We start from the raw sequence: 24,141 nt of genomic DNA on the forward strand, positions 1-24,141 counted from the left end.
GAGGCGAGCAGAACAGATTCCCCCAGAACGCGAAAAGCTCCAGGTTGCCGCCCGGAGCCTTTCATAAGATCTACAGATGTGATCCTACCAATTCCTCATCAGGATAGCATCATCACCCATTAATACAAGCAAGAATTGCGGTTCTTGTAACTGGATAGATGTGCCTAGAGGCTTGGCAAATCATAGTAGTTGTTGGGCTCTAAACCACAATACATGGCCCTAAGACCCCAGTGATGGGGTTGGCGGATGTGGTAACCGAGTGCGATACTCAAGGTCACGAATCTGTAAACAGGAGAGGAATCGACCACTTAAACGACGAAACCCCCCGGTGTTGACGCACCAGAGGGTTTCTTAAAACAAGCAGGCCTTCGATAGGACCAACTCTAAAGTCAAGATTGATCCTACCAGCCTCCATACCGATGACAAGTGAAAAATATGATTTTCACAACGGGAGAGGTTTGCCTGCTCAAACATAAGCCCCAATGAGGGAAACGAGCATGGACGATCAGAAGAATACTGGAAGTAGGCACCTGGAAAGAGTCGAGAGACTGACGGGTGCAGCACGCCGATCAGTGGGCATCGAGCCAAAGCTGGGCATCGAAAGCTCAACTTCGGGTCGGTCTACAGAAATTACATGTATCTATGTAATTCCCGTAGACCCGGCAACGAGAGGGTGTGGGCTCAATGGCTAACTCTAGTATGCGGCGATCAGATAACCACAATTTATGCTGTTTTCACCTATCCTGCGGGGTTGGCGTGGCACCTGATTCACTAGATGATTGTGCCCACACGAATCTGACTTACCGAAAGGAGAAGCCGACACAGGAGTCCTAAAACGCGAAACCCCCAGTGCGCTAACACCAGGGGTTCCAAAATCAAAAGCAGTGCGGTGCTTCGATAGTCCTATTTTCACTGACTATCCTAGCAACCTCCCAAACGAAAACAAGCAGAAAATATGCTTTTCTGCATCGGGGAAGGTTTGCCTGCTCTTACCAATCCAGCCTCCGAAGAGGGGCCCTAGAGGAAAAGAGCTATGAAGAACGAACAAAAAGAGACCAGCAGTTTTCTACTCGCAAGAAAGACATTGAAAAGGGTGGTTGAAGATACACGGTTGCCGCATACGGCAATTGCGATCTGGGCAACGCTTCTTTCATTTAGCAACAACAAGACAGGGAAGTGTAATCCGTCGCACAAGACGTTGATGAAGCTGACGCAGATCAAATCGAAAGCCACGCTGTTGAAGTACCTGAAGCTTCTTCGTGAAACCGGTTACATCTTGGTCGATAGCGGCCGCCAAGAGCACAGATCCAACCTCTACGTGGTCAAGTTCTTTGACGACCGTCAATCAGCATCAGAGAAGACCGAAGTAGGGCTCAATCATTGCACCCCTGTGGACGAAACACCCCCTCCAACGATTCAATCAATGAACTTTACAGGGGCCAACGGTTGTACCGAGGGGGTGCAACAGATGAACACAGAACTAAACTCATCTAACTATACTCAAACTAAATCAACTAAGCCGCCAGCAACGGCATCAACACCTCGCAAGGAAGTCGTTCCCCAGCAGGGCAGGGGGGAGAGTGAGGATTTTGAAGATCCAAAAGCAGAGGAGCTTCGGAAGAACCCGGCTTTCTTGGAGAAGCTCAAGTCGCTCTCCTACCACCTTGGCGCAAACGTGCAGGGCTATGAGCAGGCGGCAATGGCGCAGGCGAAATCCGTCCTCGCAAAATATGCCCATCTCTTCCAAGATCGACCCCTGCATACCACGGAGGTGACTGCGTTCCTCGAGGGGTTCTACGCCTCAATGAATTGGGATGCGCCAACAGCTGAAGAAACCAAGGACCTGGTTGATAACCTCGTTTCGACGATGAGCTACCGGCAGTTCAAAGCGGCTTGCAAAGGGCTTCAGCTTACGTTCCAGCCTCACTGGAAGATCCCGCCAACCTTCCAGAGCTTCGTGAAAGCCTCAAAAGAAGGGCAGGGGGATAGCGTGGAGAAGCTGATGAGCGCTCTGAAGACGAACGTCGGTATCTGTGAGCAACGTGGCTATCCAAGCCGAGCTACTGTGCGGGTCTATGCCTGATATGCACCTCGCAGCGGAGGATTGAGATCATGAGGAAAGCCAATGAGATCGAGGCATTTCCAGAAATCCCGTTTTGGTCGTTTTACATAAAAATGGTACGTTCGGCTACCAAAGTAGGGGCAAGTGGTAGCCGAACGTACCATTTTTGAGGTGTTTTTATGCTTCAGGCATAAACTGCTTAGGAACGAGCTGGCACTAGCTTCCGATCATTCCAAGTAAGATGTGAGAGATGCCAAACTGGGGGCAAAAGGCCTGATAAGGTGGATCCTATGATGACAGAAGATGAGAAGGCCGCGCTGACGCGTACTGCTCCTAGGCTCCTGAAAACTTGGGGGGTAGGGGACGCTGACGCCGCAAGGCTGTTGAGGCTGCCCGATGCCGAGTGGAAGGCTATCAAATCGGGTAACGATGATTGTCAGCTCACAGACGATCAGTTGCAGCTGGTCGGCGCACTCGTTGGCACACACGGCGCCCTAAAGATCATCTTTGCTGGGGAGGCGGACAGGGTGTCGAGTTGGGTGCATGCTGCCAACTCTGGCCCGATCATGCAGGGGAGAACGCCGATAGAAGTTCTGATCGAAGGCGGACTTCCAGAGGCGATGCGGATCCGTAGTTATCTGGAAGCTGAAGTGGCTGGATAGCTTTAATTCTTCGATGCGATCCCGTTATTCATATTTTTGTATGCCGATAACAGCCAGCGGCGCGGTTTTGGAGGGAGTGTGGAGGGTATAATCTTAGAAACCTCATAAAATAGCCTTGGTTAATCTTGCACAAATATAGTTCCCTTAATGTTCTTATGCCAAATTAAATATATTGACGATATGTTCCTAAAATGTTCACACTCGATATATCTGAAATGACATACGGAGATTTTATGAAAGACCATTTGCACCAGGTTTCCTCTCAGGAACGTCTCGGCGCTTGTATCCGATCTCGTCGTATCGAGCTTGGCCTTGATCAGAACTCGCTGGCAGAAGTGGCAGGGATTACCCAAGCCAACCTATCGCGGCTAGAGCGGGGGAAGCTTGATGGGAGGCTAAGCACGTACATGCAGCTTACAGAGGCCCTCGGAATCGATCTCTTTATCATGGGCAGGTGATGGGGACTTGTGATTATCGCGCTTATTTTGGCCAAGATGGTGACAAGCTTGTGATTTTGCTTTGCGGCGGCACGAAGAAGCTCCAGTCTGCGGACATCAAGCAAGCCAAGGCATTTTGGGACGCCTACAAAAAACGAAAACAGAAAGGAGGCTGACATGCCACTAACAAAAGATTTCAAAGAGACCATCAAGGCACGCGCTGAACGCGATCCTGAGTTTCGTGTGCCACTGTAGGATTCGAGACTCTTGCCGAGGACATGCAGAGAGACCCCAAAAGTCTAATGCGCATGCTCAGCGCGAATGAAAACCTCGCGCTGATAATCTGCTGGCCATGGTTGCCCGCCTGAAGCAACGCGAGAGCGTGTTCTTTTCGCTGACACCCAACAACGGGTTTCACGCGTAATCAAGCATTCAAGGCGCTTTGCATGCAAGCATGCAAAAAGCAAAGTCCTCTAGACTAATTGGGAAGTTACCTTCCTGACAGCCCCAAGCTATGAGAAAAGAAATAAAACGCTTTTGCGTCAAAAAAATTGAGTGAGCAGGGACAGTATGCCGACACTACGATGGTTAACCCGAGATGAAGATGTACGCGCGGCCGATAAAGTGCCTTACCGACTTTTGGAGGAGCAGTCTGAGCTAGGCTATGGCGACCCTAGGGCTGGCAACATATTGATCCAAGGAGATAATCTGGATGCTCTGAAGGCATTGCAACCATATTATGCGGGGCAAGTGAAATGCATCTACATCGACCCACCTTACAATACCGGATCGGCCTTTGAGCACTACGACGATAATCTTGAGCACTCTCAATGGCTTTCAATCATGCAGCCTAGACTCGAACTTCTGCGAGACTTGCTCGTAGCGTTGTATCTATCTCGGCGGCTTTCATTTTGGGGAGGCAAGCTATGCGATCTTTTTCGCCCTTCGCTGCGTGGTGCAGCAAGGTCCGCTGAGCGGACTTTCCTGCCGTTCGTTGCGACCGCTCAGTTTGCGCTGCGATTGCGAGGGCCTTTGGAATGAAGGGCGGAGAGCGGTCATACGCTGCGGCTAGCGCCAAAGTCCGCTAAAGGGCATAGCGCACTTCTAACACGCGAAATGTTCCGGCTGTACTCACCCAAAAATAGGCGAATGAACTGAAATGTCTACCATGTAGAACTTCCACGAACACCGAAGTTTGGCTATAAAGTTAGAGGCAAGAAATCGAGAACGAAAGAACGAGTATATGACAGAGCGTTGGGTAGGAATTGTTGTAAGTGGCGACAAAGTAATTGCCGTAGATGCTGAGGTCGCGAAAGATGGCCCCATTGTTCTGCAAGCCGACCAAACCTTTCAGCTTCAAGACGGTGAGAAATCGGATTCCCTGAATCATCTATTTCACCAGATTTCCGATTACCTTCGTGAAAATAAAGTCTCTCGTGCAGTCATTAAAGCGAGCGCTGTGGCCAAAGGCGGAGGGCTGTCACACCTTCACAGCGCTGAACTTCGGGGCGTCGTCATGGCGGCAGCATCGGAAAACTGTAACGTGAGTGTCTTGCAGAAAGCTCAAGTCAGTAAGCGTTTTGGTGAACGAAAGGCCGACGAGTATATATCGGATAGCGACTTCTGGGACGAAAACGTTGATGGAGTTAAACTGCGAATTGGCAGTCGCGAGGCGGCATTGATGCTTCTCTCTGAAAGGAAGTTGAATTGACTGCCCCGAAAACAACGCTTGGAAAGAAGCTTGGCGCTGGTCACTTCGGAAAAGTGTACCTTGCCAACGACCCGGTGCATGGAGAAGTCGCGGTTAAGGTGATCGAGCGAGACACCAGCAAGCCTCCTGCCAAATGGGACGAGCAGAAGGATCGATTCCTAAAGGAGGCGCAAAACCTCGCCAAAGCGACACATCGGAACATTGTGCGCGTCTTCCACCTTGAGGAAGCCGATGGCGGAGATAGTGTAAGAATCTGCATGGAGCTGTGTCAGGGAGGATCACTCCAAGGCGCTTATGATGCTGGTCCGATGAACCTATTGCAGGTACGCAATATTGGTTCGCAAGTATTACTCGGCCTAGGCGCATTGCACGCGCGGGAGATGCTCCACCGAGATTTGAAACCCGGCAACATCCTTGTAGATGAACATGGGAAAATCAAAATCGGTGACTTCGGTTTGGTAACGGACGACCTGATCCTTGGCTATGCCGATGTCGGAGGCTACATCTATGTTGACCATCTCGCCTACGAAGTCTGGCATGGGCAAGGCACCAGCGAAAAAAGTGACGTCTGGGCATTTGGCATGACGATGTTCCGCCTACTTCACGGTCACGATTGGTACGAGCGAGCACCGAAGCCACGCGGTGAGATTGTCAACGGCGGGTTTGCGGATACTCTGGAATGGCTCCCGCACATCCCAAAACGATGGAGGCGGGTCATCCGAGAGATGCTGCGTGACGACACTGCGGCACGCCTCCAGAACGTAAGCGCGGTTCAGGCAAAATTCGCAAGCCTGCCCGTCGCGCCGGTATGGGACTGCAAGGTCGCAACTGATAGGGTTGTTTGGGAGCGCTTGAAGAAAGGACGTCGGATCGTTGTCGAATGGTTGCAGCACTCGGGAACTAGGCATGAGTGGTCAGCGCGAAGCGAACCGACAACAACCGGCAAAACCCGGCGGCTCGCTGGATCGGGCGGCGTGATTGGTCGCCGATTGGCATTGAAGCAACTAGAAGACTTCTTTGCTGGTAGCAGTTAGACTGTCTTTCTAAGGTCTTTTGGCAGAAGGTATCCATTCTCGACATCTGCGGCACTCAATTTCCGCAGATCAAACTTGCTTTTAGCAATGCTACGGCGCTCGGCAGCACATGCGCTACAATAGCTCCTTGCGGCGACGACACCCCCTTGTGGATGCCATACACGCCCGCAGAATCTGCACTTTGGTAAGCACAAAGTCATCATGATAGCACCCGTTGGATTGTTGATCTTCCCTTGCGTACAAGAACATACACAGAACAGTCGTGAATCGCAAATTTTATTTGGGTAGCGCTTCGAAGTGACCCAAAGTAAATTTAGTCTGCAACATCAAGGGAACGGCTGTTGATCGGCTGACCTAGCTGTCACGCAAGAGATTAGTCGGATGGCAATACCAAAGCTGCCTCGTCGATCAAGGCATCCATCAATTTCTGCAGCTTGAAAGTCTCGTAGGGGCCATCTCGAAGCATCTCAGGGGGCTGATCGTAGAAATGCTTCTGGTATGTTTCTTTAAACTGTAGGGCTCCGTGCCAGGCATCAATATCTTTCTTGTAGTTGCTCCATAGCACCTGCGCGGGCGGATACTTGGGCAAATTCAGATCGAGATAGCACTCGATCGCTGCCGCTCGCCCGTTAATGTCGGTGTAACTGACGCCTTCCGGACCAAGCGCTGGAAACCGACGGAATTCATCGACGTTGGGCAGCAACATTGCTCGCATATTTGGTGGTAGGTTAAGGGCGTCGAGCTTCCGATAAGCATCCACGCCTTCCGCATCATTGTCGAGAACGAAGAGCACCTTGTTGTGTATGTCGATGCGGAGAATCCCTTCCGCAAATTTGACTAGATTGCCCGTTCCCCAAAAATGGTGCCGCTCGTCGACGTCTACAAAATTGAAAAAGTCGGTGACATCAGCGCGCAAAATGTCGAGGGCGCGCTTGATGATCCGGGCATCCGAAGCGCCCTCGGTCGCGATTAGAACCTTTTGATTCCGCCTCGCACCGGGTTGAAAGAGGGAGCGAGATTCATAACCTGAATGGACAAGTGGGCCGAACTCCCAGACGACATCGGCATTTTGATTGGCCGGATTGAGGCCGAAAACCTGAAGCATCGAAGATGCACTGAGAATAGCAACTTTCGCGCTGAAATAGCTTGCCTCAGACCAATACATGTCGGCGTTATCTGTCCAAGGTAGACGTTGGAAATCCTTGTCGGCCACCAGCTTTCCTTTGGCCTTTTCCTCGTCGTCAAATTCGGCTCCGTTTTCGAGGGCCGACAACGGATAGCGACAAGCCAGAGAGCAATATTCCTCAAAGGTCAAATAGTTAGGTTTTTCTGGAGAGGTTGTGTGTGAGTTGATCTCCAGCGCCTCGGCCATGACCGCCTCATACTCAGCACGTGCCGTTTCGATCGTCGAACCTAAGAGGCGCAATCTGGGTAGTATACGCGCCAGAGGCCTCGCAAACACTTCCTCGAACTCTACCAGATCTGCGCTCTCATCAGGGTGCTCTTCGTAATACTCGTAGTCGATTCCATCCAACTTGCGTCGCGTTTCGTCGCCCTCTTGAAACAAGAAGCCGAAGTCCAACCCCATGTGGTTTTTGGCATAGGATAACGAGATACCGGCTATTGTAAGTTCAATCGAGGTTCCCATCAGGTGAAGTTCTCCCCAGAATCAACGCTCCATTTCATTTCGCCTGTATCTGGATCGCGCCATGCGTGGAAGTCAGATGGATAGTCGTTTCCTACAACCTCGAAGATGCGAACTATCTCGTTTGTGCTCAGAAAATTGAGCCGAGATTCTTTGTCGCGATCACTTGTGAAGAACGCTCCATGCCCTTCGTCGTCACCCGACAAATTGAAGATAAAGCTATGGACCATTCTATGCGAAACATAGAGAAGATCGCGAAACTCTTGTAGGGGCCTTTCAAGGTTATACAGATCCCAAAACTCATTGCGATTGTACCAATCAACGATAGGCTGATCGGCCTTCTTCGGGAACCATCTCAAGGCAACTTTCATGTCGCGAGTTTGAGCGCTAACCTTTGCTGTGGCCTCTAATATTTTTCGGATCGAATAGAATCCTATGAATATCTCGCGCTCAATTTGTGCAATTTGCTCGTCGCTGATTTTCTCGGCATCCATATGCCTTTGAATAAATTTCGCGCCGGTTAAAAGCGGCTTTTTCCAGTAGTAGCTCTCGGTTATCATCGCGCGGCCTTAACATGAACACCTTCGCAACTTAACAATCCTGAGATCGGTGACAATGCACGGCGCGACCCGTCAAAGCGGGCTGTATCGTGCAATACTGTCATCTGACCGCAAGTCTGTACCGCGCGTGGCACAAACGCCGCAAAGGGCTGAGACCGGTCATTCGACTTGCCTGCTGTGAATGACGGCATTGGGCCGTTTTTGACTGCGGCGAGACGACCGCACAGGGGGTCAGGAATTGATATCGCTGCGCGGGGGCGTCGGCGGCGGCGATGCCCAGGAGGACCGGAATATGCGCGCCCGCTGCACCAAGCCGTCGGCACGACGACCCGTCGGCTACCAGCACAACCGGCGGAACCAGTTCCGCTGCCAAGCGTTCCTTGAGCATGGAATTGAATTGTGAACGTCACGGTGCCGGACCACCCTTGCTCCTGGTTCACGGGTTGGGTGGAAGCGTCCGGTCCTGGGACGGCATCCTGCCGATGCTTGCTCGCGAACGCGAAGTCATATTGGTCGATCTGCCTGGGCACGGGGGGTCTCCGGCGCTTTCGGGGCGCCAGACGATTGCCGCCTATGCGGATGCGCTCGAACACTTCATCGACCGGAACGGGCTCGCCGGCGTCGATACTGTCGGCAGTTCTGTCGGCGCGCGGCTGGTGCTGGAACTGGCACGACGCGGCATCGGCGGCCACACGGTCGCTTATGATCCGGGTGGTTTCTGGCGCGGCTGGGAGACGGCGTGGTTCCGCTCCACGCTTGCCGTCTCGGTCCGGCTGGTGCGCCTCTTGCGGCGGCACATTCCGGCGCTCTCGCACAGCCGTGCCGCGCGGGCCGTTTTGCTCGCGCAACTGTCGGCGAAGCCCGGCGCTCTTGATCCCCTGCTGGTCCGGAACGAGCTGACGGCCATAGCCGAGACAGACGTGTTCGACGCGATGCTGCGCGAACTGGCGCGTGGTCCGTTGCAGGAGGGGACCGCCACACCTCCGGGCCGCGTGACGATTGGCTGGGGCCGTCAGGACCGTCTCCTGCTGCCACGTCAGGCGGAGCGAGCACAAGCGGCCTTCCCCACCGCGCGGTTGCACTGGTTCGAGCGGTGTGGCCACTTCCCGCAATGGGACCGCCCGAAGGAGGCCGCAGAGGTCATCTTAAAAACGATAACGAGATAAGGCGCGGATAGCGGACATGACCTCTCACGCGCGGTCCAGCTCCTCGAGAAACTGCATGATGAGACGGAGATAACTCGAGCGGATGCTTCCTTTGTCCGCTCCGCCGACCTTCACCTTCGAAAATGATGCGCGAGGGATGAATGGCCGATATCTTGAAGCTGCATCGCAGCGTTCGATCATCAAGGTAATGGCAGGTCTGGGCCGGCCGCGACAGACCGGCCCCTGGCGCTTAGATCTCTACCGACTCTGCGATCGCGAGCGCATCCTCCAGTTCGACGCCGAGGTAGCGCACGGTGCTGTCCATCTTCGTATGGCCAAGCAATAGCTGCACTGCTCTAAGATTGCCGGTCTTCCGATAAATCTCAGCAACCTTGGTGCGACGCATGGAATGGGTGCCGTAGGCGCTCGGCTCGAGACCGATGGAGGCCACCCAGTCCCGGACGAGGCGAGCATACTGCCGAGTCGAAATGTGCAGCCGTTCGTGGAACCGTCCCGGCCAGAGATGTTCCGACCCAATCATGAGCGGGGATTCGAGCCAGGCTTCGATTGCTTTCCGAGTCCCTTCGGTAATCTCGAAGCTCACGGGCCTGCTTGTCTTGCTCTGGACAATCTCAGCGCGGTGCCTGACCTGCCCCGCGGCGTAGACGTCGGCGACCTTGAGCCGCACCAGGTCGCAGCCACGCAACTTGCTATCGATGGCGAGATTGAAGAGCGCCAGTTCTCGGGTCCGATGGGCGATCTCCAATCGGACCCGGATCGCCCAGACATGCTTCGGTTGCAGCGGTCGTTTCTGGCCGACGATGCGCCCCTTGTTCCAAGCGGGACGGCAGGCACGGATTGCTGGTAGGTTGGCGGTAGGCATAGCGGTTCCTCCAATCCACCGGTCCCGCCACGTCTTCGGCGTTTCGCCGACGGCCAACTTTACAATCGATCTGCGGCGAAAGTCGGCTTCGAGCCCAAACTAACAGCGTAAGGGACGAAGGCCTTCGCAATTGCAGCAAAAGCTGATCCGGCAAGAGCGGCCCTTAACGGCCATTCGCCTCTACTCTGGCGGACGTCCGCTTTGCGTTGCGGACGGTTATATACCTTCGGCCAAGGTCAGACTGGAGATATCCATTTAAGAGCGATGCCCAAGCTTCAATCTGTTTCTTGAGGCTTGGCTCTTCTGATATAGACTGTTGTGTCGATACAGCTAAGCCTGACGCCCGACTTTCCGCTTTAGGTGCCCACAACATGGGGAGAAGCATGCACTAAAGGTTCAAGCGGGGTTCCGTCGTTCTCTGTGGCATGGCGGTCAAAGATCTTGAACCCGCTTGGCAAGATCGTTCCCGGCATAGCCTCCGAAACAAAAATATGCTTTGAATTCTCTTTCGTTGGCAATGCCGCTGAAGGTTTATCCAGGGTTCCTGCCAAAATTCCGATCCGGTTGGGCCAGCGCTCGAAAGTCAAGACTACCTTAGTGCCGCAGTTCGGGCAGAAATGGACATTGATGTCCTTGCCGCTGCCTTCCGAAGGCAAAGTGTAGACCGAGGGGCTAACGCTCGTGAATTCAAAAAATGAGCGTTCGAAAATTGGCTCGATCATTCGATCCGATCCTGTCGCGCGCTGACAGAACCGACAGTAGCAAACTGTGACCCAGAGTGGATCACCTCCGGTGTTGTAGCTGACGCTACCGCATAGGCAGCGGCCTTCAAGTCCCACAGACATTCTTCTCTCCTTCCCCTGACGCGAAAGATGAATAAGCCGCTTATAGGGTCGCCGGGTGAAAACCCTATGGGCTACCTTTAGGAGTTAGTTTTCACGTGCAAATTGATGAACATTTCAGGTTCACCTTAGTGCTCCTGCGACAATAGGATTTACCTCCTCCGGCTTGGACCTAATCGCCATGTGCCCTCCTTGAGCTACCGTGTCGAAGGTCCACTCAGGGAAATGCCCCTCCATCAGCTGAACGATTTCCTTGATTGTCCGAACAGTATCTGCGGAAGAGATCACCGTAGTGTCTCTCGGAAGCACTTGGCTCCATTCGGTGAAGGGCGTATCTTCGTGCATTACCGCGTCCCACTCGAAGAAATTCGGCTTTAAGGCCTGTGCGAATTTTGTCTTTCGGTCGTCGGGCATCTCGTTCCAACTTCCGGGACCAGCCCAATAGTTGGCGAATTTCTCAGCTGCCACTTCCCACCGCTCTGCACTCCCGCATTCTTTGATCGTATCCCGAAGACTAACCGCTTCGGCATATGCTTCGTGACAGCCTTGTTCCCGCAAGAGGTAGAATGGGTTCGGTTCGATTAGAACCAGGCGGCGCACCCGATCCTTATAGAGCTGCGCCGCCTTCATCGCGACGCTTCCCCCAAACGAATGTCCAACTATAGAAACCTTAGTCCCGTCGGCTGGCAGGAACGGTTCCACCAGCTGCGCTTGATCCCTCAAGGTTTGCGTCTTGCCCTCATTCCAACCTGGGGTGGTTCCATAGCCAAATAAGTTGATAGCAACTACATGATAGTCGTTGGAAAGCACTTTCATGAGCCCTCGCCATTGCTTGGCACCAGCAACGCTTGAATGGATCAAAACTACGGTTCCTCCATGGCCTGCTTCGATAAAATCAGGCTGTTCTATCAACATGAGAGCACCTAAATATTCAGGATATTTTTCCTCATTAACACAAAAAGTGGATTCGCGATATGCGCTACATACCGGAGCAACTGGGGGTGCAGCATTTGGTTATTTTTCAGATCACGAATTGATCTATTAAATGTTATGCGAGCACACTGGCCCCTCTTTGCGTGCATAGCACCCACCTCTGCATAGCTGCCCCTGACGCATCGGGCGGTGAATGGCGGTGCTCCTCCGTTTGTCGCCAAACACCGCCGAGTGCCCGCGTCGCGGAACATTCATCAAAAAATGCTTCTTTGCGTAATTCCGGAGATCGGAGCATGCTTCCAGCATCAGTCGGCAGGTAGGTAAGCGGTCCTAACTCGTGAGGAGCTTGAGAATATGTTGTATTCAAACACCTCCGTTGCGTTGGTAGCCTCCCTTTCCCTTGCGATGGTGCTACATGCCGACATCGCGGCTGCCGATGAGGACGTTCTGCGCTGGCGCATGAATAGCCTGCTTTACCCGAAGCTCTTTGGTGAGACCGAAGAGCATTTTGCCGAAGAAGTCCGGCGGAGGTCGGACGGCAGCTTCATCATCGAAGTGCATGACCGGATGGTCCTTGATCAAGACAGCTTCGGTGCTCTGAACTCTGGATTGCTCGACGCAGTGTGGGGCTCTGCTGGTCACCATCATCGCGAAGATCCTGCCTTAGCGATCTTCAGCGGTTTTCCCTTCGGTCCGGACTCTGAGGGTTTTACGGCATGGATGCGCGAAGCGGGCGGCATTGAGGCGCTCGACAAAATCTACGAGCGCCATGATCTGAAAAGCCTCTATTGCGGCATCCTTTCCATCGAGGGAGGCGGTTGGTTTCGTGCGCCTATTCAGCATGTGGAGGATCTCGACGGACTGCAAATGCGAAGCTTTGGTTACGGCGCCCTCACGCTCATGAAGTTGGGTGCCACGACCTACGAGCTTCCGGCCTCGGACATCCGTCCGGCTCTGGCAACTGGGCTGATCGATGCTGCCGAGTTCTCTCTGCCTTCCATCGACGCTGACCTTGGCCTATCTGAAGTGGCGCGGCACCTTTATCAACCGGGATGGCAGCAGCCGTCCACCTCACTCGAAATCCTCATGCCTTTGAAGAGTTGGATGGCGCTTTCCGGCAGCCACCAGACTGCAATCAAAAGCGCTTGTGACGAAACATTGTCGTGGACCCTCGCCTCGGTAACAAAACAGCAGGAAGAGGCAATCGCCCGGTTTCGCGCCGATGGCGTAGAGTTGCATGACTGGCCAGCGGAAATCCTTGTGGCGCTGCGGAAGGCTTGGCAGGAAGTGATCGCAGAGGAAACCAAGCGCAATCCGTTGCTTGCCCAAGCTTGGGACAGCTATCTGCGCTTTGAGGACAATTACGGTGCTGCACAACCGCGCGGTTACGCAGAATAGAATACCTCAGCCCGGCAGCCCTGCCAGCCTGAGACTATCGAGAAAACTCTCCAGGCTTGCGCGGTCTGCCCACCCGTCCAGGGACTGCTCAACGGCAGCTATGCTTCGTTCCGGACGGCGCCCTGCGGCGGCGTCCACGATCGCAATCGCCTCCTCAATGCGGCCAGTCTGCGCGAGGCTCGCAGCGAAGAGCCATCCGGGCCACCACCGCGTGCCGGTGAAGGTGCCAGCGCCGTAAAGCGGCCCGAAGGCCTCTGCTGCGCGGGCCGGCTCGCCTGCGATCAAGTAACTCATCCCGGCGACATGCAAATACCAATCTGGCGGGGAGGGGTTGAGGCGCATGGCGCGCTCAATCATTTGCACGGCCTCGGCATCGTGACCGGTCAGCGCCAGCACATGCGCGAGCACGGCAAGATTATCGGGGTCGTCAGGGTTGATTGTTGCAGCTGCCCGCGCGTTGGCCATCGCATCGACGGGCGAGCGCATTTCCGGAAACGGTGCGAGTAGCCGCATCTCGGCGAGCAGCCGATGAGCGCGGGCACCACCGCCGAGTGTTGCTGCCCGTTCTACCATCTCGCTCGCCAGAGCCATCTCACGTCGGCCTCCGCCCCAGGAGAGGTGCTGGACTTCCAGCCAGTAGGTTAACCCGAGGCTGGCCCAGGCTTCTGCATTTGCAGGATCATTTTCCACTATTTCCATAAGCAGCATCCGCGCGTGCTGATTCTCCTCCCGGTTCTGCCAGTCCCGAGCATCGAGCAGTTCGTCCGCCAGCAACATCGCCGGGCTGGTGGTCACAGGTTCGGAGCTCGGGCCTTCAAGATCGCTTCCCCACCAAATAGCCAAGACAGCAGCGGCGATGGCGATTATAAGGCCACCTATCCACGCCAACCGCCACCCTCTGAAGAGGGTTTCCGGCGGTCCTTTATTCGTCCTCGATGCTCCAACAAATGCGTCAGAGCCGCCGTGATAAGGGTCCCGTAAGGCAGGGTTAAACGCTAGGTAGATGTCTGTGACCGGAAGACTGCTCAAAGTCTGCACCCCGTTCTTTTCAGCCTATGCTGCGCGTAGACACAAACATTCCAAAAGAGAGTTTGGTTTGCTTTCACCACTGCGTGCTTTTTGGCGAATTCATTGACCACAACGCTATTCAGACGCGCCTGTATTGCGAAAAACAGCGCAAAAACCCCTCTGGATGCCCATATTGGGCTGCAAATACCGATCTTTGAAAACTTGCGAATTGCATGGTAGGAGAATTATTCGAAAATCGTTTAAAAACATGCAGTTGACTCACGTCGCGACCCGGTGTCACATGGGAGGCAAATCACCTTCCCATGGCTGAGGGCGACCGGCATGACACTGACGATTCCATTCAACAGCGGCCGGATCGCCATCCTTTCGGACTTGCATGCCAATACGTACGAGCACAGAGGGACTGATCCGATCACCTCGCTGGGTCTTCATGGCATCGTGAACGACACGCTTGATGCGCTTATTATAGCCGGGGACCTTACGGATGGGCCAGCGCCCAGGTGGATCCGGGGGCTCGCTCAACTAACGCCCCATGTCGCTCCGGAGCGCATCTATGTGATGACCGGAAACCATGATTATTACGGCGGCACACTTTCGGATGACCATCTGCTTGCTGAACACGCGCGGTCCGTCGGCGCACATTACGTGCAGAAAGAAGAATTACACCATGGCGACACCCGCATCCTATGTTGCACGATGTGGACGGACTTCGATCTCTTGGGGGATTCTGAAACGGCGATGGGGATCGCCGGAAGCGTCATGCGGGACTATCCTCGTATATGGATTGATCCCCCCGTAGGTTCTGCTGAAGGGAACGGGGGCACGTGGCAATCTTTAGCAAGGGAAATAGAGCCCGCGGACACGCTTGCCGTTCACTGCGACCATCGCAAATGGCTTGAGGACAAGTTGATGTCCCCCCACCCTTGCGGGGAGGCCGGCCGCACGGTTGTCGTAACCCATCATGGGCCGCTTCTGTCGGTCGCGGGGTCAGTAGATGGCCTGACCCCCGCATTCCACTCTGACTTAGCAGACCTGATTGACAGGTTTGCCCCCACAGCTTGGTTTTTTGGACATTCACATCGCCGGCTGCGCGCCATGGTTGGGCAAACCGATGCCGAAACGTAAGCGTTGGATATTGTCGGGAGTTTCTCCGGTCAGAGAGTGAGTATCTGATCGACGCAGGTATTTGGGAAAGCAAAGACGAACCCTAGTGCAGCTGACCTGAAGATTGTTGAGGCAACATGTCAAAGCGACCTAATCCTAATCACAGATACTGGTGGCGCTCCCTAAGAATATTGGTTCCCGGAAAATGACAAAGAAATTAGATAGAAATAAGTTAGAAGGCCTCACATTCTTGAGTGATGGAACACCAACATCATTGCTCAGACAGAATGCGAAGGCGCTAAAGAAAGCTAAAAACCTCAAGCTTCACGAGGCGCAGGATGAAATCGCAAAGCAGTATGGCTTCAACAGCTGGAGCGAAATGTCTGCCTATAAGGTCCATCCTATCGCTGAAAATGAAATTTTAGTGGGCTTTCGGCAGGAGCTAAGCGGCCGTGATCATGAGGTCTACTACGATCATCTTTTTGTTGAGGCTATGGCGCAAAGAAAAGAGCAGGTTGCTTCGTCCGTATTCATCGCAACGGGTGTTGAGGATGTCGACGGTGAAACCTTATATGTCACAAATATACATTTCATCCCCCCGGAACGGGAGGCGGATGAAGATATTCGGGAGGTCCGTGTGCGGGATGTGCAGGCCTTACGCGCGCTGTTGGATGGTGGCATGACAATCCGTCAGACTTTAGCCGTTCTGGATGGCCTAGGAGTTTTTGACCTCTACCAGAGAAATGGCACGGAACTATCAACTTAGGGGAGGTCGGTACCATAGTTTGATTTTGGGCGGGAAATCTGAGTCCTGACAAGGCTCGCGATGCCCTATCCTGGATCTGAAATGAGGAGCCTAGCGGGGTGGTTGGGGCGCAATATTGAGTTCGGCAAAAGTCGGTCCGCTTTTGTCGAACGACTGCCTCATGAATCGCGGGCGGGATAGGCTTTGCAACTGCGAAGGACTCTGAGGGATGGAATTCTCTGCAGTATCTGGAGCTTGCACTTCGCACGCTGGCCAGACCAATCATGGCGCGTGGTCTGCGATGCGATTGCTCAACCGGCAAGACGGAGACGATTGCCGGACGGACGCAAAGCGGGATGGGGGTCACAGGTATTCACGCTTTGCAGCGCGGTTTCCCCTTCGTGCGCCCCTTCGCGGGGCCGGCGTGCTACAGCGTCTGGATGACGGGGGGGGATGCGGCGGTAGGGCACCATTCCGACCTTCCCAACTTGCATGGCTTTGGTACTACAATAATGCCCTCTAAACGCAAACCTTATGGAAATTGAGATCGAACGAACATTCTCAGTTCCATCAAGTTAATACGTAGTTTTCTGGAGCCCAAATCGGCGGCGCCTCTTGACCCAAAGCTTCACAGGTTGAGATCTCGATGACACGACACATTGCGTCGAGGGACAGGCCATTTTGGACGTTGCGAAACGGAAGTTCCAGTTCATTGGTAACGGCCTGAAGGCCAAAGAAAACATAAGCGACTACCGCCGCGAATACCGGCGCGAACCAGTTCGTCGCCTCGATCAGTGCGAAGGGCAGCAACCAACAATACAGGTATGTCGTGCGGCGCACCATCAACGAGTAGACGAAGGGCAACGGCGTCGTCGCAATGCGTTCACATCCCGCTTGCGACAGCGCCAATGAGGATAGCGTATCGGAAATGCTCATCTGCCCAAATCCGTTGATGGCCCCACTTTCACCAAGCGTCCCAATTTGGTCAGCCATCGCCCTCAAGGCTGCATCCGCGGGGTTGGCATGCGCGATCAGGGCCTTCGATTGCGTCTCGCCGATCCAGCCTGATATCTCGGCACTCACGTCTACATCTCGCAGAGAGCCACGGTGTAGATGGCTGAACGCCACGCCGAGAGACAAGATCTCTGCACGGTCTCCGCCCTCTCGGACAAAGATGCTCAGATGACGGCCCAAATTTCGAAGATCGGCGATGATCGCACCCCAGAGCTTACGGGCCTCCCACCAGCGATCATAAGCAGCATTATTGCGAAAACCGAGAAACAGAGACAGCGCGACGCCAAAAATCCCCATGGCGGCCATGGAAATCCTTGGCAATACGATAACGTGATGATCCACCAGCAGCACAACCGCTGTCAGCAAAGCGACCCCGATAATCCTGCTGGTGATTTTCGGAACGATCGATCCCTGCATGACAAAGAACAGCTTCAGCGCGCTTGGTGGCTCCCTCACGATCATCCTGACTTCCTCTTAAACTGTAGAGCAATGATATTTCGGTTCATCGCAACCCTTTCCCAAGGTGATCAAGCAACAGTCGCACCTTTGGCGAAAGATGCCGGTTCTGCGGATAGATCGCCCATATGCCATCGTCCGGTGCGCGATACGTATCCAACACAGAGATCAACCGCCCGGCCCGAAGTTCTGCCTCGACATAATAATCCGGCAGCTGGATGATCCCCAAGTTCTTCCGCGCTGCATCAACCAGTGACGCGCCACTATTGCAGCGTAAATTACCTTTCACCCGGATATGGCGGGTGGTCCCTTTTTCCTGAAACCGCCAATAGCCCAAAGTGCCTTGAAGACAGTTGTGCGTGTCAAGTTCGGACAGGGTGTGCGGGGTTCCGTGAGCGGCAAGGTATTCGGGCGCAGCGCAAGTGAAATGCCTGCGAGAGGCCAACCGCTTTGCCATCATGGAACTGTCTTCCAACTCTCCCAGCCGAATTGCGAGATCGTAGCTTTCCGCTACAAGATCGAGCAGCTGATTGGTCAGCTTGAGGTTGACCTCAAGGTCAGGATAGCATTGCAGAAAATCGTTCACTAATGGTGCGATGCGGTTCTCGCCAAACGTCACTGGCGCTGTAAGGTTCAGCCGTCCTTTTGGGCTCTGATGCAGATCGGTAATCGCGCGCTCGGCTTCGGCCAGCCCGTCAAGCACCTGCCGGCAATGGTTGTAATACACCTGACCAGTCTCAGTGATCGAGACCTTGCGTGTGGTGCGGTAGAACAGCTTGGTGTCCAGTCGCGCCTCAAGTGCGCCGACTTGGCGGCTGACCTGAGCCGTGGAAATCCCCAAGCTGTTGGCAGCAGCAGTAAAGCTTTGTGCTTCGGCGACGGCAACAAATTCTGATACCCCCTCCCAACTCAGCATGATGATCCTTTCGATCTTAACAGCGGCACGATTATTGCCATTGGGTAACGGTGTTTTTCAATAACCCCGGATTATCGCCAATGCGAAACAGTGTAAATGACAGTCCTATACAACGTCACCCGCCAATTTAGCCCTAACCGCGAAGTGAGACCCATGACCGATATCATCAAATGCAAAGCGGCCGTCGCCTGGGCCGTCAACGAACCGCTCTCGATCGAGGAAATCGACGTGATGCCGCCTAAGGCTGGCGAAGTGCGCATCAAGATCATTGCTTCAGGCGTTTGCCATACCGATGCATTCACCCTGTCCGGGGACGACCCCGAGGGCCTGTTCCCGGTCATTCTCGGCCATGAGGGTGGTGGGATCGTCGAATCCATCGGCGAAGGGGTCACCAGCGTCGCCGTTGGTGACCATGTAATACCGCTCTACACGCCAGAATGCGGCGAGTGCAAATTCTGCAAATCCGGCAAGACCAACCTGTGTCAAAAGATCCGGGAAACTCAAGGGCGCGGCCTGATGCCCGACGGCACCAGCCGCTTCTACAAGGATGGCCAGCCAATCTTGCATTACATGGGCTGTTCGACCTTCTCGGAATACACAGTGCTGCCCGAGATTTCGCTCGCCAAAGTGAACCCCGAAGCGCCGCTCGAAGAGGTCTGCCTGCTGGGCTGTGGTGTCACTACCGGTATGGGCGCGGTGATGAATACCGCGAAGGTCGAAGAGGGATCGACCGTTGCGATCTTCGGCATGGGCGGTATTGGTTTGTCCGCTGTTATCGGTGCGACGATGGCCAAGGCCAGCCGGATCATCGTGATCGACATTAATGAAAGCAAATTCGATCTGGCCCGTAAGTTGGGCGCGACCGACTTCATCAACCCAAAAAATCACGACAAGCCGATCCAAGAGGTCATTGTCGAAATGACCGACGGCGGCGTGGATTACTCGTTCGAGTGTATCGGCAACGTCAATGTCATGCGGTCGGCGCTGGAATGCTGCCACAAGGGCTGGGGTGAATCTGTGGTCATCGGGGTCGCCGGCGCGGGTCAGGAAATCTCTACCCGTCCGTTCCAGCTGGTCACAGGCCGGGTTTGGCGCGGGTCTGCTTTCGGCGGCGTCAAGGGCCGTTCGGAGCTACCTGACTACGTCGAGCGCTATATGAACGGCGAGTTTAAGCTGAACGATTTCATCACCCACACCATGGCGCTGGAAGAGATTAACGAGGCGTTCAAGCTCATGCATGAAGGAAAGAGCATCCGCTCGGTCATCCACTTCGATAAATAACCTTCCCCCGGTCGCGCCTTCTGTCTGCGCGGCCGGAGCGACCCATTAGGAGGCGTCCCATGTCACTTTCAATTGAAAGCGTGAACAAGAACTTCGGTGGCTGGACCAAGCATTACAGCCATCATTCCGAAACGCTGAACTGCGACATGCGTTTCGCGATTTACCTGCCGCCGCAGACAGCAAAGGGCCAGAAGGTTCCAGTTGTCTATTTCCTATCGGGCCTCACCTGCACCGACGAGAACTTTATGCAGAAGGCCGGCGCGCAGCGTGTCGCCGCTGAACTGGGGGTGGCCATTGTCGCCTGCGATACCAGCCCCCGCGGCACTGATGTTGCTGACGCTGATACCTATGACCTCGGCAAGGGTGCTGGCTTCTACGTTAACGCGGCCCAGGCGCCTTGGAACCGGCACTATCAAATGTATGATTACGTTCTGAACGAGCTGCCGCAACTAATTGAGGCAATGTTCCCGGTGACGGATCAGCGTTCGATCTTCGGTCACTCCATGGGCGGGCATGGTGCGCTGGTTCTCGCGCTGCACAACCCGGAGCGGTATAAATCCGTTTCGGCCTTCAGCCCGATCAGCAACCCTACTAATTGCCCTTGGGGGCAAAAGGCATTTGCTGCCTATCTGGGTGAGGATCGCAAGACATGGGCTGAATACGATGCGAGCCTACTTATGCGCAAAGCCTTAGGCGCTGTTCCAGCTCTGGTGGATCAGGGTGACGCAGATGACTTTCTTGAGGAACAGCTAAAACCTCAAACGCTCGAAGCGGCAGCAAAGGAGAGCGGCTACCCACTGACATTTCACCAGCGCGAGGGCTATGATCATAGCTATTACTTCATCTCCAGCTTCATTGAAGAACACCTGCGGTTCCATGCTGACCACTTGCACCCGTGAAGAATTGCGTCAGTATCAACAAAGACCTCTGAGGTGATTTCCGCCCCCGAATGATTTAGGTTAGCTGTGCGACTGAATTTGCCTCCACTACGGGCCTTACAGGCATTCGAGGCGTTCGGCCGCTTAGGCTCTGTCACCGCCGCAGCCCGGGAACTTGGGGTGACACCGGGGGCGATAAGTCAGCAGATCAAGCTGCTCGAAGACCAGCTGAACACCCCGTTGATTATGAAAGACGGCCGTCGCGCAGCACTTGCCCCCAAGGCACACTCTTATCATGGAGTGCTCGCGGCGGGGTTCGAAAAGCTGCGGCAGGCACAAGTGCTCCTTGCACAACAGGCATCCGACCTCGACATCCATGTGTCAGGTTTGCCGACGCTACTGTCGAAATGGCTACAGCCGCGGCTGCACAATTTTGAGGCACGTTTCGGCCCCGCATCAATCCGGCTAGAAGCAACTCATGGCGAGCCAGAGCCAGAGTTTCTCGACCATATGTTTCGACTGACCTATGGGTCTGTTTCGCAAGCATTCCCGCACGCGCGGGCCTTGTTTCAGGACGTGTGTTTTCCGGTATGCTCGCCCGATTTTCTAAAGGTCCATCCTCAGGCTCTTGACCCGGTATCCCTGTGTGAAATGCCTTGGGTGGATATCGACTGGGGACCTGCATATGCCGGCGTCCAAGGTTGCAGACATGGCTTGCAGCACAGGGCCTACCGAAGCCGATCAAACGTGCGGCATCTATCCATTCGCTTTCCAGTTCGGCGCTAGAGGCTGTGGCGAGCGGGCAGGGGATTGGTTTAGCGCAAATGTCCTTTGCCTCGGCCGATATCAGTCTCGGCCGGCTGATCCGGCTTTCCCAAGCGTCTATTCCCATGCCCGAGCCTTATTTCATTTGCTGGGGTGCGTTTGTGCTCGATGACGAGAAACGCCGCAGCTTCCTCAACTGGGTTCTGTCCGAAGCGACCGGGTAACTGTTTAGGATTTCTAAACGATAATGCATCGGAAGGTCGGTTTTTTCGATCGAATGGTCGACGTATCTTCCGGCCAATGAGCCACCCATTTCTACATCAGTAAGGAAGCCGCATGTTCTTGAAGAATGCATGGTATGTCGCCGCTTGGAGCGATGAGATCGTCAACGACCTGAGGCAGGTCAAGGTTCTGGGCGAGAAGATCTGCATGTTCCGCAACTCTGAGGGCGAAGTCATCGCGATGGAGGATGCCTGTCCGCATCGCAAGCTGCCGTTGTCCAAAGGGCGGATCAAGGGCGACAATGTCGAATGTGGCTACCATGGTTTGACCTTCGACTGTGCGGGGCAATGTGTCTGGGCCCCGGGCGGGGGGCGCATTCCCTCGGCGGCGCGGGTGCGCCCTTATCCGGTGCATGAAAAATATGGGCTGATCTGGATTTGGATGGGCAACGCCGCCATCGCTGACGCTGAAGATATCATCGACATCCCCAACTTCGACAGCCCCGACTGGGGCATCAATCGCGGCGCGGCGATGGAATTGAACTGCAATTACCTCCTGATGTGCGACAACCTACTGGACCCCACCCATGTGGCTTGGGTTCATGAGACGTCCTTCGCAACGGCAGCAACAAAGGACACGCCGCTGCGGGTTACCAAGACCGACAGTGGCGTGATCGTGCATCGATGGATGATGGATCACGAACCCGCGCCATTTTACAAAAAGGTGGTGGAGTTTGAGGGTAAGTGTGACCGGCTCCAGCATTACGAAGTGCGCTACCCCAGTCACGCGCTGATCCGCGCGGTGTTTACCCCTGCAGGCACCGGCGGCGTTGATGGCACGTTGCATGAAAAAACATTCGTCATGGATAGCTACAATTTCATGACCCCAACGAGCGAGACAGAGACGCGGTACTATTGGTTCCAACTCCGCAATATCCGCCCCGATGACGAAGAACTTTCAAAGATGATGAGCGAAGACGTGCGCCACGCTTTTGAAGAAGACCGCGCGGTGCTGGATGCCGTGCAGATCGGAATGTCAGAGAAGACCTCGCCGCATATCGACCTAGGGATCGACGCGGGCCAACTGCGTTACCGCCGTCAACTGGAAGCGATGATCGCCGAAGAGGCGATGGTTGATGCAAAGATGAGCCAGTAAGTCATGGCGACATTTCGCAAATTTCGCGTGGCGGGGAAGGTTGCTGAAAGCGACATCATCACTTCCTTCTACCTTGAGCCAAGCGATGGCCAAGCGCTTTGGGAGGCGAAGCCCGGCCAATATCTTACGCTGCGCGTCCCCGGGCCGGACGGGCCGGTGCTCAAGACCTATTCGATCTCTAACAACCCGTCTGGGTCGCAGCAGTACCGGATCACGGTGAAGCGCGAAAACGGGCTGGGACGTGCGCCGGATGGGGTCGGATCATGCTGGTTGCACGACCGCGTCGAGGTGGGCCATACGCTCGAAGTTGCTGCGCCGCGCGGCACCTTCACCTTGAATGAGACAAGCGACAGACCGGTGTTGCTGATCTCCGGCGGGGTGGGGCTGACGCCGATGGTGTCTATACTACACAAATTGGCAGAGACTGACCGGGAGGTGCATTTCCTCCATGCCTGCGAAAATGGGCAGGTTCATGCACTGCGTGACGAGGTTCTGGGCTGCGTCACCGATCGGATACAGGCGCGTTTTGTCTATCGAAACCCGAGTGAGTTGGACCAGCAGAGTGAGCTTTTCGATGCAGAAGGCATGATCGATAAAGACTTCCTGCGTGCGTATCTGCCCATTGGCGATTACGAGGCGTATATCTGCGGCCCGGCGCCATTCATGGCCGCCATGTATCAGATGTTGCAGGAGCTAGGCGTGTCGAAAGACCGCATTGCCTATGAGTTCTTCGGCAAGGCCGCTTTGCTGAAGGCGGTTAAAAAGCAGGTGGTACCCGCGGTGGCTGCATCGCGGGCGGCAGCGGCCATTCAATCGCTAGCCTACATCACCAATCCTGATGCATGGGCCTCGGACGATGAGGGCCGTTTGGCGAAGGAGCCAGTGGCAGCTAGTGCGGGAACCCTATCGAACACCCAAGTCGAATTCCGCGCTTCAGGTGCCACTGTTGACTGGGACGAGGCGGCAGGCTCGCTGCTGGAGCTTGCCGAAAATGCTGGGCTGGATCCCGAATTTGTCTGCCGCGCGGGGGTCTGTAATTCGTGCAGATGCGGGCTGATCTCGGGTGACGTTGAATACTTCGAAGAGCCATTGGAAATGCCGCAGGCCGGGCAAGTGTTGATTTGTTGCGCCCGCCCAAAGGGATCAGTCGTTCTTAACCTGTAGATCGCGCCAAGGAACCGTTCGGCCGCGGAATGTGGTAACTCGCTGCCGGGCGTTTCCAGAAACTGTCCTTTTGCGCAATGACAAGGGTCAGGGCACAGAG

The 24,141-nt window shown here is 54.7% G+C and carries 24 protein-coding genes; 16 read left to right on the forward strand and 8 right to left on the reverse strand.

Annotated features, from left to right (window positions below):
• Positions 1-1,033 precede the first annotated feature (1,033 nt).
• From ACGYLI_RS16775 to ACGYLI_RS16800, 6 genes are all read left to right on the forward strand, one after another.
• Positions 1,034-2,083, forward strand: coding sequence for a helix-turn-helix domain-containing protein (locus tag ACGYLI_RS16775; RefSeq protein WP_394419975.1), 1,050 nt, complete (start codon positions 1,034-1,036; stop codon positions 2,081-2,083).
• A gap of 269 nt (positions 2,084-2,352) precedes the next feature.
• Positions 2,353-2,724 (forward strand): hypothetical protein, encoded by a 372-nt coding sequence (locus ACGYLI_RS16780; RefSeq protein WP_394419976.1) that lies wholly within the window; start codon positions 2,353-2,355, stop codon positions 2,722-2,724.
• A 191-nt stretch (positions 2,725-2,915) separates the two neighbouring features.
• Positions 2,916-3,182, forward strand: a complete 267-nt coding sequence (locus ACGYLI_RS16785; protein ID WP_394419977.1) for a helix-turn-helix domain-containing protein — start codon at positions 2,916-2,918, stop codon at positions 3,180-3,182.
• 549 nt (positions 3,183-3,731) lie between these two features.
• The gene (locus ACGYLI_RS16790; RefSeq protein WP_394419978.1) at positions 3,732-4,202 is read left to right on the forward strand and encodes a DNA methyltransferase; all 471 of its coding nucleotides are present in this window, start codon (positions 3,732-3,734) and stop codon (positions 4,200-4,202) included.
• Positions 4,203-4,404: 202 nt separating this feature from the next.
• Positions 4,405-4,872, forward strand: a complete 468-nt coding sequence (locus tag ACGYLI_RS16795; RefSeq protein ID WP_394419979.1) for a hypothetical protein — start codon at positions 4,405-4,407, stop codon at positions 4,870-4,872.
• Positions 4,869-5,906: a serine/threonine-protein kinase gene (locus ACGYLI_RS16800; protein WP_394419980.1), complete on the forward strand. Its 1,038-nt coding sequence runs from the start codon at positions 4,869-4,871 to the stop codon at positions 5,904-5,906. The genes ACGYLI_RS16795 and ACGYLI_RS16800 overlap by 4 nt, the downstream gene beginning before the upstream one ends.
• A 373-nt stretch (positions 5,907-6,279) precedes the next feature.
• Here the strand turns inward: ACGYLI_RS16800 and ACGYLI_RS16805 are convergent, their stop codons facing one another.
• Complete coding sequence (locus ACGYLI_RS16805) at positions 6,280-7,554, reverse strand: HEPN/Toprim-associated domain-containing protein (RefSeq protein ID WP_394419981.1); 1,275 nt, start codon at positions 7,552-7,554, stop codon at positions 6,280-6,282.
• Positions 7,554-8,111, reverse strand: coding sequence for a hypothetical protein (locus ACGYLI_RS16810; protein ID WP_394419982.1), 558 nt, complete (start codon positions 8,109-8,111; stop codon positions 7,554-7,556). Before ACGYLI_RS16810 ends, ACGYLI_RS16805 begins: the two co-directional genes overlap by 1 nt.
• Before the next feature lie 425 nt (positions 8,112-8,536).
• Between ACGYLI_RS16810 and ACGYLI_RS16815 the strand changes: the two genes are divergently transcribed.
• Complete coding sequence (locus ACGYLI_RS16815; RefSeq protein ID WP_394419983.1) at positions 8,537-9,277, forward strand: alpha/beta fold hydrolase; 741 nt, start codon at positions 8,537-8,539, stop codon at positions 9,275-9,277.
• 229 nt (positions 9,278-9,506) lie between these two features.
• Here the strand turns inward: ACGYLI_RS16815 and ACGYLI_RS16820 are convergent, their stop codons facing one another.
• The 3 genes from ACGYLI_RS16820 to ACGYLI_RS16830 form a co-directional block, all read right to left on the reverse strand.
• Complete coding sequence (locus ACGYLI_RS16820) at positions 9,507-10,139, reverse strand: tyrosine-type recombinase/integrase (protein WP_394419984.1); 633 nt, start codon at positions 10,137-10,139, stop codon at positions 9,507-9,509.
• 356 nt (positions 10,140-10,495) lie between these two features.
• Positions 10,496-10,984: a GFA family protein gene (locus tag ACGYLI_RS16825; protein WP_394419985.1), complete on the reverse strand. Its 489-nt coding sequence runs from the start codon at positions 10,982-10,984 to the stop codon at positions 10,496-10,498.
• Positions 10,985-11,104: 120 nt separating this feature from the next.
• Entirely contained in the window at positions 11,105-11,896 is a 792-nt protein-coding gene (locus ACGYLI_RS16830; protein ID WP_394419986.1) for an alpha/beta fold hydrolase, read from the reverse strand.
• Between the two features lie 372 nt (positions 11,897-12,268).
• On the opposite strand from ACGYLI_RS16830, the gene ACGYLI_RS16835 reads away from it, so the two are divergent.
• Positions 12,269-13,312: a TRAP transporter substrate-binding protein gene (locus ACGYLI_RS16835; protein WP_394419987.1), complete on the forward strand. Its 1,044-nt coding sequence runs from the start codon at positions 12,269-12,271 to the stop codon at positions 13,310-13,312.
• A gap of 6 nt (positions 13,313-13,318) precedes the next feature.
• Here the strand turns inward: ACGYLI_RS16835 and ACGYLI_RS16840 are convergent, their stop codons facing one another.
• A complete protein-coding gene (locus ACGYLI_RS16840; protein ID WP_394419988.1) occupies positions 13,319-14,107 on the reverse strand; it encodes a hypothetical protein in 789 nt (262 codons plus the stop codon).
• A gap of 555 nt (positions 14,108-14,662) precedes the next feature.
• Here ACGYLI_RS16840 and ACGYLI_RS16845 point away from each other — a divergent pair.
• On the forward strand, positions 14,663-15,466 hold the full coding sequence (locus ACGYLI_RS16845) for a metallophosphoesterase (protein WP_394419989.1): 804 nt from the start codon (positions 14,663-14,665) through the stop codon (positions 15,464-15,466).
• A gap of 184 nt (positions 15,467-15,650) precedes the next feature.
• Entirely contained in the window at positions 15,651-16,211 is a 561-nt protein-coding gene (locus ACGYLI_RS16850) for a hypothetical protein (protein ID WP_394419990.1), read from the forward strand.
• 549 nt (positions 16,212-16,760) lie between these two features.
• Here the strand turns inward: ACGYLI_RS16850 and ACGYLI_RS16855 are convergent.
• Together ACGYLI_RS16855 and ACGYLI_RS16860 are read right to left on the reverse strand one after the other, a co-directional pair.
• Positions 16,761-17,666: a bestrophin family protein gene (locus ACGYLI_RS16855; protein ID WP_394419991.1), complete on the reverse strand. Its 906-nt coding sequence runs from the start codon at positions 17,664-17,666 to the stop codon at positions 16,761-16,763.
• A gap of 40 nt (positions 17,667-17,706) precedes the next feature.
• Entirely contained in the window at positions 17,707-18,576 is an 870-nt protein-coding gene (locus tag ACGYLI_RS16860) for a LysR family transcriptional regulator (protein WP_394419992.1), read from the reverse strand.
• Between the two features lie 162 nt (positions 18,577-18,738).
• Between ACGYLI_RS16860 and ACGYLI_RS16865 the strand changes: the two genes are divergently transcribed.
• The 6 genes from ACGYLI_RS16865 (at position 18,739) to ACGYLI_RS16890 (ending at position 24,041) form a co-directional block, all read left to right on the forward strand.
• Entirely contained in the window at positions 18,739-19,857 is a 1,119-nt protein-coding gene (locus ACGYLI_RS16865) for an S-(hydroxymethyl)glutathione dehydrogenase/class III alcohol dehydrogenase (protein ID WP_394420054.1), read from the forward strand.
• Between the two features lie 59 nt (positions 19,858-19,916).
• The gene (gene fghA / locus ACGYLI_RS16870; RefSeq protein ID WP_394419993.1) at positions 19,917-20,756 is read left to right on the forward strand and encodes an S-formylglutathione hydrolase; all 840 of its coding nucleotides are present in this window, start codon (positions 19,917-19,919) and stop codon (positions 20,754-20,756) included.
• 66 nt (positions 20,757-20,822) lie between these two features.
• Entirely contained in the window at positions 20,823-21,521 is a 699-nt protein-coding gene (locus tag ACGYLI_RS16875; RefSeq protein WP_394419994.1) for a LysR family transcriptional regulator, read from the forward strand.
• A complete protein-coding gene (locus ACGYLI_RS16880; RefSeq protein WP_394419995.1) occupies positions 21,437-21,724 on the forward strand; it encodes a hypothetical protein in 288 nt (95 codons plus the stop codon). Before ACGYLI_RS16875 ends, ACGYLI_RS16880 begins: the two co-directional genes overlap by 85 nt.
• Positions 21,725-21,836: 112 nt before the next feature.
• Positions 21,837-22,877: a Rieske 2Fe-2S domain-containing protein gene (locus tag ACGYLI_RS16885; protein ID WP_394419996.1), complete on the forward strand. Its 1,041-nt coding sequence runs from the start codon at positions 21,837-21,839 to the stop codon at positions 22,875-22,877.
• A gap of 3 nt (positions 22,878-22,880) precedes the next feature.
• Positions 22,881-24,041, forward strand: a complete 1,161-nt coding sequence (locus tag ACGYLI_RS16890) for a 2Fe-2S iron-sulfur cluster-binding protein (protein ID WP_394419997.1) — start codon at positions 22,881-22,883, stop codon at positions 24,039-24,041.
• Positions 24,042-24,141: the final 100 nt, after the last annotated feature.

Origin of the sequence: Sulfitobacter sp. 1A13421, assembly GCF_043557285.1 — a bacterium.
GTDB lineage: Bacteria > Pseudomonadota > Alphaproteobacteria > Rhodobacterales > Rhodobacteraceae > Sulfitobacter > Sulfitobacter faviae.